Consider the following 16127-nt stretch of genomic DNA (forward strand, 5'->3'; position numbering starts at 1 on the left):
TAAACTTCACGCAAAGATGCAAAGGTCGCAATGAAAAGCATGAACTCTGCGTGTAAGGCAAAAAGAATACTCCTTTTAGCACTTTGCGCCTTTGCGAGATATAAAGAACAAACCGTCAAAACAATAAAAGCCGGGAGGATAAAATGATGACGCGTCGCAAACATTCATCATTCATCATTCATCATTCATCATTTTTCCTCGCCGTTGCCGCCCTTCTCATTTTTGCGGCCTTTTTCAACAAGCCCGTTGCCGCCGAAACCGTACGCCCGCCCCTCCTGTCCGCCGCCGAGATCAACTATCCGCCGTTTTCCATCGTGGATGACCAGGGCCGGGCAGGCGGCTTTTCCGTTGAGCTGATGCGAGCCGCCCTGGGTGCCATGGGCCGTGAGGTGGTGTTTCGTACCGGCCCGTGGCCTGAAGTAAGAAGATGGCTGGAAACCGGCGAGGTCGACGCCCTGCCCCTGGTGGGCCGGACCCCGGAACGGGAGCTTCTGTTTGATTTCACGGTGCCCTACATGTCCCTTCACGGCGCCATTGTGGTACGAAAAGAGACAACCGGCATTCAGGGACTGGCCGACCTTGGCGGCCGAACCGTGGCCGTGATGAAGGGGGACAATGCCGAGGAGTTTCTCCAGCGAAAAGACCGGGGCATCAACATTCACTCCACCACGACTTTTGAAGAGGCCCTGCGCGACCTTTCCCAGGGTCGTGCCGATGCCGTGGTGATTCAGCGGCTGGTGGCCCTGCGCCTGCTTCAGGAGACCGAACTGACCGGCCTTCGCATTATCAATCAGCCGGTCGAAGGGTTTCGCCAGGATTTCTGTTTTGCCGTGCGCGAGGGGGACAGGGAGACCCTGGCCCTGCTCAACGAGGGCCTGGCCCTGGTCATGGCCGACGGCACCTACCGGCATCTTCACGCCAAATGGTTTGCCGCCCTGGAGCTGCCGACCGGCCGCCGTATTGTGGTCGGCGGGGACCACCAGTACCCGCCCTTTGAATATCTGGATGAGAACGGCCGGCCGGCCGGATACAATGTGGATCTTTCCCGGGCCATTGCCCGGGAAATGGGGCTGGACATCGAAATCCGACTGGGTCCCTGGGCCAAAATCGTTCAGGACATGGAGGAGGGCAGGGTTGATGTCCTTCAAGGTATGTTTTACCTGCCTGAACGGGATTTGACATTCGACTTCACCCAGGCCCACACAGTGCACCATTACGTCAGCATTGTGCGCAAAGGCGAAGGCGATCCGCCGGCAACGCTCGACGATCTGGCGGGCAAACGCATCGTGGTGCAGCGCAAAGACGCGGCCCACGACTTTCTTGTGGCCAAGGGCCTTGCCGGCCAGCTTTCGCTTGTTGAGTCGCAGGAGGCGGTGTTGCGTGAGCTGGCTGAAGGAAAACACGACTGCGGCCTTGCGGTTCGAATCAGCTCCCTCTACCTGATCGAAAAACAGGGATGGAAGAATCTTGTTCTGGGGCGGCAGGAATTTCTTCCCCTGGACTACTGTTATGCCGCGCCCAACGGGCACAAGGCGATCCTGGCCCAATTCAGCGAAGGGCTGAAAATTCTGGATAAGAACGGCGAATACCGCCGCATTCAGGAAAAGTGGCTGGGCGTTTATCAAAAACAGGCCATTGACGCGCCTGCCGTTTTTAAATACGCGGCCGTTGTTCTTGTCCCCCTGCTGCTGATGCTGCTGGCCAGCCTGCTCTGGACATGGTTACTGCGCAGAACCGTGGCACGCCGCACCGCCGAACTGGCCGCTGTGTCGGAACGGCATCGGGCCATTCTGGGAGCGGCGCCGGACATCATCATGGAGGTCAATGCCGACAAAATTTACACCTGGGCCAATCCGGCAGGTGTAGCGTTTTTCGGAAACGATGTGATCGGCAGACCGGCTGCCGACTATTTTGTGGGAGAGCAAGAGACCTATCAAAAGGTGGACACCCTTTTCCACGGCGATGAAAATGTGATCTATGTTGAAAGCCTGCAAAGACGCAAAGACGGCCAGGCCCGCCTGCTGGCCTGGTGGTGCCGCGTGATCAAGGACACAAACGGTAATGTGATGGGCGCGTTGTCCACGGCCCGGGATATCACCGAGCAGAAAGAGATGGAAGAGTCCCTGCGCAAAAGCGAGCTTCACTACCGGTCGATTTTTGACAACTCCATGGACGCCCTGCTGTTCACCTCGCCGGACGGCGCCATTCTTGACGCCAATCCGTCGGCCTGCGCCATGTTCGGCCGGTCCGTTGAAGAACTTACCCGTCTGCGGAGAGAAGACCTGGTGGACACTACCGACCCGAACCTGGAAAAAGGGTTGGGCATACGCGCCCGCACCGGCAGAGCATACGGGGAGCTGGCCATGCGACGGGCCGACGGGTCCCTGTTTTCGGCGGATATCTCTTCCACGGTTTTCACCGATCCGGACGGCGTGAAAAAAACCGTTATCATTGTGCGCGACATCACGGAGCGCAAGCAGGCGGAAAACGCGCTGCTTGAAAAAATGGATGCGCTTCAGCGGTTCCACGACACTGTTGTGGACCGCGAAATGGTCATGGTTGAGCTGAAAAAAGAGATCAACGCCCTGCTGAAAAAAGCCGGTCTTGCTGAAAAATACAGGATTCGAAAAGCATGACCCCAAAATCGCACGGAACATCACATCAACCCTTGCCGCCGCGCCATACCGCCAGGAGAACTGATATGATCTACCATCCACCTGTCATGAACATAAAAACCCGGTACGCGGTTCCGCTGTTTTGCGTGCTGGTGTGCGCCGGCCTGGCCGGCAACGCCTTTCCGGTTTCCATTCTCAACGCCCATTTTATATTCGGCAGCCTCTTTGCCATGCTGGCCCTTCAGATTTTTGGCTGGATTCCGGGCATAGCGGCCGGGGCTGTTATCTCGGCCTACACCTGGCTGGCCTGGAACCACCCCTGGGCCATGGTCACCATGACTGCCGAGGTGGCGGTGGCGGGCTTGCTTTTTACCCGCCGCCGATGGTCCCTGGTAACCGCCGATACCGTTTACTGGCTCTGCATGGGCCTTCCCCTGGGGTTTGTCTGTTTTCATTTCATTTCCGGCGTTTCCTCCGGCGACGCCCTGTTTCTGCTCACCAAGCAGGCGATCAACGGCATTGCCAACGCTTTGATCGCCCGGTTGATGGTCACCGGCTGGATCGTCATCCGGCGCACAAACGGACGCATCGCCTTTCGCGAACTCTTATCCAACCTGATGCTTGTTTTCGTGCTGGGTCCGTTTCTGGTTTTTCTGGCCCTGGCCGGCCGGGCCGACATGGCGGAAACCGACCGCCAAATCCGCGACACCCTGGCCTGGGACAGCCGCCAGTTGACCGACGGTCTTGAGACCTGGCTCGACCAAAGGGAGCGAGTGGTAGCCACCCTGGCCTCTCTGTCCCAAACCCTGGACGCAGAAGAAATTCAGGCCCGTCTGGACCAGGCCTGGCAGTCGGACAGCGGTTTTCTGCGCATCGCCCTGATGAACCGGTATTCCACTGTAACGGCCGCGGCTCCGGAAACAGAAGACGGCCGAAGCATTCTCGGCATGAACTATGCCGACCGCCCCTATATTGCGGAGGCCAGAAAAACCCTGAAACCGATCTTCTCGGATGTTCTGCTGTCAAAGTTCAGGCCCGAAGACCCCATTGTCATTGTGGTGGCACCGGTAGCAGCCGGCGGGGAGTACAACGGCCTGGTAGCCGGCCTGATAAAATTTGACCGCATTCGAACCCTGCTGGAGCTTCATGCCACCGGACCCAATGTCCGCTATACCCTGGTGGATAAAAAGGGGCGCGTGATTCTCAGCAACCGGCCGGACCTGCCTCCCCTTGCGTCATTTTCCCGGCCCGGGGGCCGGCTTTCCGCCCTTGACAACGATCTGCTTCAATGGATACCGGACCTGCCGCCCAACACCTCCACCATCGACCTGTGGGGAAAATCATTTTACGTGGCCCGGTCCGCCCTGAGCCGCACCGCGGAGTGGTTCCTGATCCTGGAACAGCCGGTTGCGCCGTTTCAGAAAACGCTTTACCGCCGTTATGTGGCCGCTTTTTTTCTGGCGTTTGCCATTCTGCTGGGGGCACTGGTCCTGGCCGAACTGATAAGCCGCCGCGTGGTCCGGCCCATTGACCGGATCGTGGAGGCCACCCGGACCGTGCCTGCCAGGGTCGAGGCCGGGGAGCCGGTTCAATGGCTTGAGAGCCCGGTGGTGGAGGCCGATTTTCTGATCACCAACCTCAAGGTCATGTCCGATTCCCTGAAATACAAATTCATCGAAAACCGGCAGATCAATGAATCGCTGGAACAGCGGGTGGCGGAGCGGGCCGAAAAACTGCGTGAAAGCGAAGCCCTTCTTGAAAGCATGATTAAAAACATGCCGGTAATGGTCTTTTTAAAAGAGGCCGACTCCCTCTGCTATGTAAAACTCAACCGGGCCGGGGAAAAACTGCTGGGATATTCGGAACAGGAGATGGTCGGAAAAAACGATTATGACTTTTTCCCCAAAGCCGAGGCTGATCGTTCAGCCCAGACGGACCGCCAGGCCCTGGCTGAAGGCCGGCTTGTTGAAATCACCGAAGAGACCATCCACACCCGGTACCTGGGGGAGCGAATTTTATACACCCGAAAAATTCCCATTTTTGACCGGCAAAAAACCCCCCGTTACCTGCTGGGCATATCCGAGGATATCTCGGAACGCAAACAAGGCCGGGACGACCTGGAAGCGGCCAACCGGAAACTGCGGCAGAGCCAGGCCGCCACCCTGAATATTTTAGAAGACCTTAAGGTGGAAAACGAGGCCAGAAGGAAAAACGCGGCTGAACGGGACCGGCTCCAGGAGCAACTGATCCATTCCCAGAAGATGGAGTCCGTGGGCCGGCTGGCCGGGGGCGTGGCCCATGATTTTAACAACATGCTCAACGTGATTCTCGGGTACACCGAACTGGCCCTGCAGGACATGTCCCCGACCGACCCCCTTTACGAGGATTTAAAGGAAATCCTTGACGCGGCCCGGCGCTCTTCCGATATCACGGGCCAGCTTCTGGCCTTTGCCCGGCGCCAGACCATCGCGCCCCGGACCATCGACCTGAACGACACCGTGGAGGGCATGCTCAAGATGCTGCGCCGCCTCATCGGCGAAGACATTGATCTTGTCTGGGAGCCGGGCACGGGTCTGTGGCCGATAAACATGGATCCGGCCCAGGTGGACCAGGTGCTGGCCAACCTTCTGGTCAATGCCAGGGATGCCATCAGCGGAGTGGGCAAGGTCACCATTGAGACGGACAACGCTGTGCTGGACGAAACCTACTGCGCCGACCGGCCCGGCTTTGTTCCCGGCGAATTTGTCCTGCTGGCTGTCAGTGACGGCGGCTGCGGCATGGACAAGACAACAATGAACAACCTGTTTGAGCCGTTTTTTACCACCAAGGGTGTGGGAGAAGGAACAGGCCTGGGCCTGGCCACGGTCTACGGCATTGTGCGGCAGAACAACGGGTTTATCAATGTGTACAGCGAGCCCGGCCAGGGCACCACCTTCAAAATCTACCTGCCCCGCCACATGGGAGATGCCGTCTCCGAACCGCTTTTCACCGCCACAGAAACGCTTCATGGCACCGGTGAATCCTTACTGGTGGTGGAAGACGAGCCGTCCGTTTTAAAACTCGCCAACAAGATGCTGGCCGGTCTGGGTTACACCGTCATGACGGCCCAGGGCCCGGCCGCGGCCCTGGAACTGTCAAAACGGCACACCGGCGGAATCGACCTTCTAATCACCGATGTGGTGATGCCGGAAATGAGCGGCCGGGATCTGGCGGAAAAACTGGAATCCATACACCCCGGCCTTCGGGTGCTCTACATGTCCGGGTATACAGCCAATGTTATCGCCCATCGCGGCATTCTGGACAAGGGGGTGCAGTTCATCCAGAAACCGTTTAATAAAAACGACCTGGCACGGAAGGTGAGAGAAGCCTTGGGGAATGATGAATGCGGAATGATGAAAACTGAAAGAAAAATCAAAGGGAAAAATAAAGATAAACATACTGGACAGGACAAAGTTGTTTGCGTTGCGGATGGTCCGGCTTTACAAACCCCGGCCACGGAGCGCCGAAGCCCGGAGGACCGGCAAACAAACCCAGGAGAAAAAAAGATGGCGCTTCGCAAACATTCATCATTCATCATTCCGCTTTCATCATTCAATAATAGGGAGCCTCAATGGTTTACGTCGACCTGATCCACAACCTGGCTCTGCTGGTGGCATTAAGCATCGTCTCCGGATTTATTGAAAAACGGTGGCCCCGCCACACCCGGGCGGGTATCGGGCTTCAGGGCCTTCTTTTCGGCGGCACCGCGGTGCTGGGGATGCTGCGGCCCCTGAACCTGGGGCCCGGCCTGATTTTTGACGGCCGGTCCATCATGGTCAGCCTGTGCGCCCTGTTTTTCGGCCCCTGGGCCGCGGCCGTGGCGAGTGCGCTGCCCATGGCCTGCCGGGTCTGGCTGGGAGGGGCCGGCACACTGACCGGCCTGCTGGTGATCCTTTCGTCGGCCGTTGTCGGCCTGCTGGCCCGGTATCGCCTTCAGCCGGATACGCGGCCCCCGTCCGTTCAGGCCCTCTACCTGTTCGGCATGGCCGTCCACCTGGCCATGATCGCCCTGATGTTCACCCTGCCCGAAGGGGCCGGCATGGCGGTTATCCGACGCATCGGCCCGCCGGTGCTGCTGCTCTATCCCCTGGCCACCATCCTTGCCGGAAAGATTTTGAGCGACCAGGTGAAAGCCGGGCAACAGCTGGCGGTCCTGCTGGAGAGCGAAAAACGATTACGCGCAACCCTTGATGCAACGCCCTTTCCAATTGCAGTTGTTGATTTACAGGATGATACCATTTTTTTCTGGAGTCGCAGCGCGCTTGAACTTTTTGGACATACGGCATACACAACTTCGGAATGGTATCAGATAGCGTACCCCGATCCTGATTACAGGCAAGACGTGATTGAACGGTGGAAGCCGTTTCTTGAAAAAGCCAGGAACTCCGGCCAGACGGTTAACACCGGTGAATATCGAGTGACCTGCAAGGATGGATCTGAACGTATTTGTGAGCTCTATGCCACCTTTCTCCCCGATAATCTTATCGTGACATTCAGCGACATCACCGAGCAAAAAAAGGCCGAGGCGTCGCTGCGATCAAATTATGCGCTGCTGCAGATTGCCGGGGAAACCGCCGGATTCGGCGGCTGGGACGTGGATTTAAAAACATATATTTCAACCTGGTCGGATACGGTGGCCGACATTCACGAAATGCCGCACGGCTACGCGCCGCCTGTGGAGGAGGGTATTAAGTTTTATGCGCCCGAATGGCGGGAAAGAATCACTCGGGTTTTTACAGATTGCGCTCAAAAAGGCATTCCCTATGATGAGGAAATGGAGATCCTTACATCAAAAGGAAAACGCGTATGGGTGCGGACCATTGGCAGATCGGTGAAAGATGAAAACGGCAGGATTATCAAAGTACAGGGTTCTTTTCAGGACATCAGCGAACACAAACGGACGGAAGGGAAACTGAAAGAACAGGCACAATTATTTAAGGCCGTTTCTGATAATATGTTTGACCTTGTTGCCTTGACTGACCTGGAAGGCAATTTCATATTCGTGGGCGCCTCACACAATATATTGGGATATGATATCGATTCCCTGATTGGACGAAATGTTCTGGAATTCGTCCACCCGGAGGATGTGCAGCAAGTATCCGTTTCTTTTCGTGACTTCCTGTCCACAGGCGATGACAGTCGAAAAGTGGAGTACCGCTATCGATGCGCGGATGAAAGCTATCTCTGGTTCGAGACTGTCGGAAGATTTGTCCGGGATGATAATGGTGATTTAAAGGGAATTGTCTTCAGCACAAGGGACGTCACCGAACGCAGGCGGATCGAACAGGAACTGAAAGAAAGCGAAGAGCGTTTCAGGGCGTTGCATAACGCTTCTTTCGGGGGAATCGCCATTCACGACAAGGGCCTCATCCTGGAATGCAACCAGGGGTTGTCCGAGATCACCGGTTATACCTATGATGAACTGATCGGGATGCAGGGGTTGTCACTGATCTCCGACGGCACGCGGGACAAGGTTGTACGCAATATTAACGCCGGTTATGAAAAGCCCTATGAGGCGGAAGGCGTCCGCAAAAACGGTGGAATATATCCTCTCCGGCTGGAAGCCAGAAACATCAGATACAAAGGCAAAGATGTCAGGGTGGTGGAGTTTAGAGACATCACTGAAAACAAGCGGGCTGAGAAAGAAAAAGAACATCTTGAGGCGCAGCTCAGCCATGCACAGAAGATGGAGTCCGTGGGCCGGCTGGCCGGGGGCGTGGCCCATGATTTCAACAACATGCTCAACGTGATTCTCGGGTACACCGAACTGGCCCTGCAGAACATGGACAAAGACGACCCCCTTTACAACGACCTGACCGAAATCCTTGACGCGGCCCGGCGCTCGTCCGACATCACCCGGCAACTGCTGGCCTTTGCCCGGCGCCAGACCATCGCGCCCCGCACCATCGATCTGAACGAGACCGTGGAGGGCATGCTCAAGATGCTGCGCCGCCTCATCGGCGAAGACATCGACCTTGCCTGGGAACCGAGCTCGGGCCTGTGGCTGGTGAACATGGACCCGGCCCAGGTGGACCAGGTGCTGGCCAACCTGCTGGTCAATGCCCGGGACGCCATTGACGGCGTAGGTAGGGTCACCATTGAGACGGACAACGCTGTTCTGGACGAAGCCTACTGCGCCGACCGGCCCGGCTTTGTTCCCGGCGAATTTGTACTGCTGGCGGTCAGCGACAGCGGCTGCGGCATGGACAAAAACACAATGGACAACCTGTTTGAGCCGTTTTTTACCACCAAAACCGTAGGCAAAGGCACGGGCCTGGGCCTGGCCACGGTCTACGGCATTGTCCGGCAGAACGAGGGGTTCATTACTGTGCACAGCGAGCCTGGCCAGGGCACCACCTTCAAAATCTACCTGCCCCGCCACGTGGGAGATGCCGTCTTCGAGCCGCTTTTCACTGAACCGGAAACACCCCTTGGCACCGGCCAAACCGTGCTGGTGGTGGAAGATGAGGAAGCGATTTTAAGGCTTGCCGACAAGATGCTGACCGGCATGGGCTACACCGTACTGACGGCGCCCGGCCCGGCCGCGGCCCTGGAACTGGCAAAACAGCACACCGGCCCCATCGACCTGCTGATAACCGATGTGGTGATGCCGGAAATGAACGGCCGGGATCTGGCGAAAAAGCTAAGAGAGGGATATCCGGATCTGCGGGTGCTGTTCATGTCCGGGTACACGGCCAATGTCATCGCCCACCGCGGCATTCTGGACAGGGGGGTGCAGTTCATCCAGAAACCGTTTAATAAAAGCGACCTGGCACGAAAGGTGAGAGAAGCCTTGGGGAATGATGAATGATGAATGCGGAATGATGAAAGAAAAACAAATGGAAAAATAATGATAAATATACTGGATAGGACCAAGTTGTTTGCGTTGCGGATTATCCGGCTTGACGCATCCCTGCCACGGAGCACCGAGGCCCAGGTGATCGGCAAACAAGGTCCTGCGGTCCGGGACGTCCGTGGGCGCGCATTTACGGGAAGGCAAACGGAGCCGTTCGAATGCTGAAATGATCAGTAAAACCGAATGCGCATTGCAGGAACTCGAGGAGACACTGTATTGGCTTGAACTCCTGTCGGATTCCGGCATCGTCAAAACCGAACGGCTTTCCGACCTGAAAAAAGAGGCGGACGAGCTGACCGCCATTCTCGTTGCAAGCGTCAAAACAATCAAAAAACACCGGAAGAAAAACGAATAACCCGTTTTGAGAGGAAGAGATGCGCTTCATTCCATCATTCATCATTCATCGTTCATCATTCATCATTCTTTTTTCTGTCCTCTCCCTCTTCGTTCTGCCGGTTTTCGCGTCGCCCCCGGTCCATGCCGAAGCCCGGCTCGTCCGCGTGGGTGTTTATGAAAACGCGCCCAAGGTCTTTGTGGATGGGTCCACCGGTGAGCCCGCCGGCATCTTCATTGATGTGCTGGAACATGTTGCAAAGAGCGAAGGCTGGACCGTGGAATATGTTTCCGGCACATGGGGCGAAGGGCTGGACCGGCTGGAACGGGGCGATATCGACCTTATGCCGGATGTGGCCCACACATCGGACAGGGAAAAGATCTTTGCCTTTCACAAAACACCGGTGCTCTCCTCCTGGTTCCAGGTTTATGCCCGCAAAGGCAGCGGCATCCGGTCCATCGTGGACCTTTCCGGAAAACGGGTGGCCGTTCTTGAACGATCGGTGCAGCAGGCGGCGTTTGTCCGGCTGGCCGACGGCTTTGGCCTGAATGCCACGATTATGAGTCTGCCGGATTATGCGACGCTTTTCGACCTGGTGGCCCGGGGCGAGGCAGACGCCGCGGTAACCAACCGGTTCTACGGGCTGATGCATGCCAAGCGATTCGGCCTGGAAGACACGGCCATTGTTTTCAACCCCTCGAATCTTTTTTTCGCAGCGCCCAAAGGCAAGCACGCGGACCTTCTCAGCGCCATTGATACGCATCTTGAAGTTTTAAAGGCGGACTCCGGGTCCGTCTACTACCAGTCCCTGAAAAAGTGGACATCGGAAAAGGTGGCCTTTGTTCTGCCGGACTGGGTCAAGCTTACCGGGCTTGTCGCCGGCACGGTGCTGATCATGAGCCTGGGCGGCAGCCTTCTGCTCAAGCGGCGGGTAGACGCCCGCACCCGGGAGCTGCGGCAGATCAACAACGAAATGGATGACCGCATCAGGAGCCGGACCGCCGAACTGGCCGACGCCATGAAAAAGGCCCGGGCCGCGGATCATCTCAAGTCCGCCTTTCTGGCCACCATGAGCCATGAGCTGCGCACGCCGCTCAACTCCATCATCGGGTTTACCGGCATGCTGCTCCAGGAACTGCCCGGCCCTCTGAACGAGGAGCAGAAAAAGCAGATGGGCATGGTGCAGACCAGCGCCCGCCACCTCCTGGCCCTGATCAACGACGTTCTGGACATTTCCAAAATCGAGGCCGGCCAGCTGTCGCTGGCGCCGGTCACCTTTGACCTGCGGTCTTCTATTGAAAAGACAGCGGCCCTGGTCGCGCCATTGGCTGAAAAAAATGAAATCGACCTGAAAGTGGAGATCGGAAAAGATGTCGGCGACATGACCACGGACCAGCGCCGCCTGGAACAGGTGGTTCTCAACCTGCTCAATAACGCCGTCAAGTTCACGGAGACCGGGTCCGTCTCAATTAACTGCCGGACCGACACCGGACAGTATGTGATATCGGTTGCCGATACCGGCATCGGCATTCAACCCGAGGATGTGGCCGAACTTTTTCAGCCGTTTCACCAGGTCGACACGGGCCTGTCCCGCAGGCACGAGGGAACAGGCCTGGGACTTTCCATCTCAAAACGGCTGGTGGCCATGATGGGCGGCGCCATTGAGGTGCAGAGCGAGCCGGGAAAGGGCAGTACGTTTACAGTCCGGCTGCCGAAAACAATGATGAATGCGGAATGATGAATGATGAAACGGCATAAAGCCACCATTCGATAAAGAGGGTAATTATGAACGACACGCTGCTGGTCATCGAAGACAACGCGCAGAACCTTTACCTGATGCGGTTTCTGCTGGAAAAAAACGGGTTTTCCGTCATCGGCGCAGGGACCGGCAGAGCCGGTATTGAAGCGGCCCTGCAAAACAAGCCCAGGGCCATTCTGCTGGATATTCAGCTGCCGGAAATGGACGGCTACGCCGTGGCCGCGGAAATCAAAAAACACGCCGAGCTGGCGAATGTGCCGATCATCGCGGTGACTTCTTACGCCATGGTCGGCGACCGGGAGCGGGTTCTGGCCGCCGGTGCCGACGGCTATATTGAAAAGCCCATCAACCCGGAGACCTTTGTGGAAGAGATCAGAGGGTATTTATAAACAATGATGAATGCGGAATGATGAATGATGAAATGAATAATGTTATCATTCAAGAAACGCCTGACGGAGTCATTATCAACAAGTTGCCGGTTCGTAGTGTACCTGTAAGCGTCTTTAAGCATGAGAAAAAAGGGTAAGAATGCGCTCTTTTTTTCATCATTCATCATTCCGCATTCATCATTCCTTCAAACGGGAGAACACCATGAACATCCTCATTGTCGATGACCGCGAAGAGAACCGCTACCTTCTGGAGCGCCTGCTTCAGGGAAACGGGCACACGGTCCGGCAGGCTGCCAACGGGGCCGAGGCCATGGAAATACTGACGGCCGGCGGCATCGACCTGGTCATCAGTGATATTCTCATGCCGGTGATGGACGGGTTCCAGTTGTGTCGCAAGGTGAAAACCGACGAAACCTTGCACGCTATTCCCTTTATCGTCTACACCGCCACCTATACCGGCCCCCAGGACGAGGCCTTTGCCCTGAAAATCGGCGCGGACCGTTTTATTCAAAAACCCTGCGAGGTCGACGTGCTGTTATCGGCCATCAACGAGGTAATGGCCGTCGGTGGCGGCCGGGTGGCAGAGCCGGTACAGGAGGAGGAAGCCCTCAAACTTTACAGTGAACGGCTGATAAGAAAGCTGGAACAGAAAATGCTTCAGGCCGAACAGGAACTCCAGGCTCGGCAGGAAGCCGAGCAGGCCCTGCGCGAAAGCGAGTCCCGGTTCCGGCTCTTGGCGGAGACCGCGCCCGTTGGTATCATTATCGAAGACCGGGATCAGAACGTCCTGTATGTGAGCCCCACGTGTATCTCTCTTTGCGGTTACGCGCCTGAAGAGACACCAACAATGGAGGCATGGTTTTCGCTTGTCTGCCCCGACGAAACCCTGAGAAACCGGGTGCGCGCGGAATGGGCCGCAGCGGTTGAAACGGCAACAAAAACCGGGGTCGAAATTCAGCCCATGGAGTTTCCCGTCACCTGCAGGGACGGCACGGTTCGGGATATTGAGTTTCGCATGTCCGCCACTCAGGACCTGGATTTTGTGGTGCTGTCCGATGTCACCAGCCGCAGGCGGGCCGAGCAGGCCCTGCGCGAAAGCGAACGCAAGTACCGTCGGCTGGCGGAAAATACGTCGGACGTGGTCTGGACCGCGGACATGAACCTGAACACCACCTATGTCAGCCCCTCGGTGGAGCGACTGGTGGGAGAACCGGTCGGCCTGCACATTCAGCGAACCATGGAGGAAAAATTTCCCGCCGATTCCCTGAACCGGCTTTATGCTGTTTTTGCCAAAGAGCTGGAAAACGAAAAAGACCCGGCCTGTGACAAAAACCGGTCCCGCCTGGTGGAGGTTCAGCACTTTCGGGCCGACAGCAGCACCGTCTGGGTTTCGATCAACATCTCGTTTATTCGGGATACCACCGGCCGGCCCATCGGACTACAGGGCATCACCCGGGACATCACCGAACGCAAACAGGCTGAACAGGCGCTGCGGGAGAGCGAGGAACGGTACCGGACCATTCTGGAAAACATCGAGGCCGGTTACTATGAAGTGGACCTGGCCGGCAACTTCACCTTTTTCAACCAGGCCATGTGCCAGATTCTGGGATATGCGGAAGATGAGCTGCTGGGCATGAACAACAGATCCTACATGGACGACGAAAACGCCAAAAAGGTGTTTCACACCTTCAACCAGGTGTTCACAAGCGGAAAAACAGCCAAAGCCTTTGACTGGGAACTGATTCGAAAAGACAACACCCGCTGTTTTGTGGACACGTCGATTGCACTGATGCGGGATGCCGAGAACAACCCCGTGGGGTTCCGGGGAATCGCCCGGGACATTTCGGAGTGGAAACAGGCCGAGGCGGAGCGGGAAAGACTTTCAACCCAGCTGCTTCAGGCCCAGAAAATGGAGTCCGTGGGCCGGCTGGCCGGCGGCGTGGCCCATGATTTTAACAACATGCTTTCCGTGATTCTGGGATACACGGAACTGGCCATGCACCGGGTGCCGCCCCACGACCCCCTTTACGAGGATTTAAGAGAAATTCTGTCCGCAGCCAAACGCTCCTCGGAAATCACCCGGCAGCTGCTGGCCTTTGCCCGCAAACAGACCAGCAGCCCGAAAGTGATCGACTTAAGCGACACCGTGGAGAACATGTTAAAGATGCTGCGGCGGCTCATCGGTGAAGATATCGACCTTGCGTGGAACCCCGGTCCGGGTCTCTGGACCGTGAACATGGATCCGGCCCAGATAAGCCAGATTCTGGCCAACCTGCTGGTCAATGCCAGAGACGCCATCGGCGGGGTGGGCAAAGTCACCATCGAGACCGGCAACGTCAGCTTTGATCAGGACTACTGCGAAGATCACAACGAATTTTTGCCCGGAGACTATGTGGTGCTGGCCGTGAGCGACGACGGTTGCGGCATGGACAGAAAAACCCGGGACCGCCTGTTCGAGCCCTTTTTCACCACCAAAGAGGTGGGGAAGGGCACGGGCCTGGGCCTGGCCACGGTCTATGGCATTGTCAGCCAGAACAACGGGTTTATAAATGTTTACAGCGAGCCGGGCCAGGGCACCACCTTTCGTATCTACCTGCCCCGCCACGGCGGGGCCCTGTCCACCGCCCATCAACCCGGACCGGCCACGGCGCCCCGCGGCACCGGAGAAACCATTCTGGTGGTGGAGGACGAGGCCGCCATTCTCAAGCTGACCCAGCGGGTCCTGTCCGGGCTGGGTTATACCGTTCTGACCGCGGAGACCCCGGCCCAGGCACTGAAGCTGGCCATGGAACACAGTGACCGGATCGACCTGCTGATCACGGATGTGATCATGCCGGAGATGAACGGCCGGGACCTGGCCGACCGGCTGAACGCCCTGCAACCGGACCTCAAAATCCTCTATATGTCAGGCTACACCGCCGATGTCATTGCCCACAGAGGCATACTGGAGCCCGGCGTCCACTTTATTCAGAAACCCTTTTCCAACCAGGACCTGGCAAAAAAGGTAAAGGCCGTGCTGGGAGGATAGAAATTGATTATTGATGATTGGCGATTGACAATTGACAATTAACAACAATCAATCATCAATAAAAAAGGGCACGACCACCGGATAAAACCGGGTCGCCGGTCCTTAAAAACAAAAAGCACTCAAGGGGCTTTCCCGTTGAGTGCTTTAAAAGTTTGTGGCGTCCCCAAGGGGATTCGAACCCCTGTCGCCGGCGTGAAAGGCCGGTGTCCTGGGCCGGGCTAGACGATGGGGACGCAAGGTAACGCCGCAAACTGGTGGGCCGTGTTGGACTCGAACCAACGACTCTCTGCTTAAAAGGCAGATACTCTACCGGCTGAGTTAACGGCCCTAAAATTTATAAATGATAAAGAAGGCAGGCAGGCATGTCAATAAAAAAGCAGCGGTATAGCAATTTTTTTGGTGTGTCCCAAAATTTTGTTTTTTTAAAAATAGGAGAAAACACTCGTTTTGGCATGATTTTCAAAGAAACGCAAAAAAGCGGGGCTTTGAAAGCCGTTGGGTAACTGCCTTTAACGTATGCAAAATTGCTTTTTGAAAATTTTGTTGGGTTTTGGCGTAGTTGTCAAAAACATTAGGTATAATACCTTAAAAAACAATATGTTATTTTTATTGCGCGAACGCTGTTTACATAAGTGCCATCCTGAGATAATCCGGCTTGACCTCAATCATGAACCAGATTATCTACAGGCATGATTGTGGCGCTGATCCCTCCATACTGGCCATAATCAATAAACAGGCTGATTTTTTGGCATTTTCTTGCCGATTTTTTTTGGGTTTTAAAACAACAGCGGAAGATGATTACAAATTCCGCTGTTTTGCTGTGAGCGCCGGGGACTGCAAGACCCGGCTCTGTACATGCTGTTTTTAACGCCGAGATCCTGGCGTTTGTTTTTTGGGGGCGGGTACTTAGAACGACAACGTCTTCGTTTTTTTGATGTTCTTGTAAAAGGCGATGTAAGATGGCAAAGTAAAAAGTTCAAGATCAAGGCGTCGCAAATCCCGAAAAATGAGGCGTACTTGTCGTACGCCGCAGTGACGAGGGGTGCAGCGCAACGCAGCCGGCCGCCTTGCGGCAATTGGGCTTTTTACGAAGCCATCAATTTTTTT

The 16127-nt window shown here is 56.2% G+C and carries 8 protein-coding genes and 2 tRNA genes; 8 read left to right on the top strand and 2 right to left on the bottom strand.

Annotated elements, in window-relative coordinates; genetic code table 11:
- Window positions 1-143 precede the first annotated feature (143 nt).
- The 7 genes from DOLE_RS17740 (at window position 144) to DOLE_RS17750 (ending at window position 15020) form a co-directional block, all read left to right on the top strand.
- Complete coding sequence (locus DOLE_RS17740) at window positions 144-2636, top strand: transporter substrate-binding domain-containing protein (RefSeq protein ID WP_012176678.1); 2493 nt, start codon at window positions 144-146, stop codon at window positions 2634-2636.
- Between the two features lie 65 nt (window positions 2637-2701).
- Window positions 2702-6244 carry a response regulator gene (locus DOLE_RS17745; RefSeq protein ID WP_012176679.1) on the top strand — a complete coding sequence of 1181 codons (3543 nt, stop codon included), beginning with the start codon at window positions 2702-2704 and terminating at the stop codon, window positions 6242-6244.
- The gene (locus tag DOLE_RS18090; RefSeq protein WP_012176680.1) at window positions 6226-9465 is read left to right on the top strand and encodes a PAS domain S-box protein; all 3240 of its coding nucleotides are present in this window, start codon (window positions 6226-6228) and stop codon (window positions 9463-9465) included. Before DOLE_RS17745 ends, DOLE_RS18090 begins: the two co-directional genes overlap by 19 nt.
- Window positions 9466-9610: 145 nt before the next feature.
- Entirely contained in the window at window positions 9611-9865 is a 255-nt protein-coding gene (locus tag DOLE_RS16820) for a four helix bundle protein (protein ID WP_269719169.1), read from the top strand.
- 19 nt (window positions 9866-9884) lie between these two features.
- The gene (locus tag DOLE_RS16825; RefSeq protein ID WP_012176682.1) at window positions 9885-11582 is read left to right on the top strand and encodes an ATP-binding protein; all 1698 of its coding nucleotides are present in this window, start codon (window positions 9885-9887) and stop codon (window positions 11580-11582) included.
- Window positions 11583-11629: 47 nt separating this feature from the next.
- Complete coding sequence (locus DOLE_RS16830) at window positions 11630-11992, top strand: response regulator (protein ID WP_012176683.1); 363 nt, start codon at window positions 11630-11632, stop codon at window positions 11990-11992.
- A gap of 202 nt (window positions 11993-12194) precedes the next feature.
- Window positions 12195-15020, top strand: coding sequence for a PAS domain S-box protein (locus DOLE_RS17750; RefSeq protein ID WP_167320893.1), 2826 nt, complete (start codon window positions 12195-12197; stop codon window positions 15018-15020).
- A 155-nt stretch (window positions 15021-15175) separates the two neighbouring features.
- Here DOLE_RS17750 and DOLE_RS16840 read toward each other — a convergent pair.
- Window positions 15176-15253 (bottom strand) — tRNA-Glu (locus DOLE_RS16840).
- A gap of 19 nt (window positions 15254-15272) precedes the next feature.
- A tRNA-Lys gene (locus DOLE_RS16845) sits at window positions 15273-15348 on the bottom strand.
- A gap of 34 nt (window positions 15349-15382) precedes the next feature.
- Here DOLE_RS16845 and DOLE_RS18355 point away from each other — a divergent pair.
- Window positions 15383-15523: a hypothetical protein gene (locus DOLE_RS18355; RefSeq protein ID WP_153304473.1), complete on the top strand. Its 141-nt coding sequence runs from the start codon at window positions 15383-15385 to the stop codon at window positions 15521-15523.
- Window positions 15524-16127 lie beyond the last annotated feature (604 nt).

It is taken from the genome of Desulfosudis oleivorans Hxd3 (assembly GCF_000018405.1).
GTDB lineage: Bacteria > Desulfobacterota > Desulfobacteria > Desulfobacterales > Desulfosudaceae > Desulfosudis > Desulfosudis oleivorans.

Bases quoted from the DNA above. Each gene is read 5' to 3' on its own strand.
- DOLE_RS17740 (WP_012176678.1), top strand. From the start codon at position 144: ATGATGACGCGTCGCAAACATTCATCATTCATCATTCATCATTCATCA.
- DOLE_RS17745 (WP_012176679.1), top strand. From the start codon at position 2,702: ATGATCTACCATCCACCTGTCATGAACATAAAAACCCGGTACGCGGTT.
- DOLE_RS18090 (WP_012176680.1), top strand. From the start codon at position 6,226: ATGGTTTACGTCGACCTGATCCACAACCTGGCTCTGCTGGTGGCATTA.
- DOLE_RS16825 (WP_012176682.1), top strand. From the start codon at position 9,885: ATGCGCTTCATTCCATCATTCATCATTCATCGTTCATCATTCATCATT.
- DOLE_RS16830 (WP_012176683.1), top strand. From the start codon at position 11,630: ATGAACGACACGCTGCTGGTCATCGAAGACAACGCGCAGAACCTTTAC.
- DOLE_RS17750 (WP_167320893.1), top strand. From the start codon at position 12,195: ATGAACATCCTCATTGTCGATGACCGCGAAGAGAACCGCTACCTTCTG.
- DOLE_RS18355 (WP_153304473.1), top strand. From the start codon at position 15,383: ATGTCAATAAAAAAGCAGCGGTATAGCAATTTTTTTGGTGTGTCCCAA.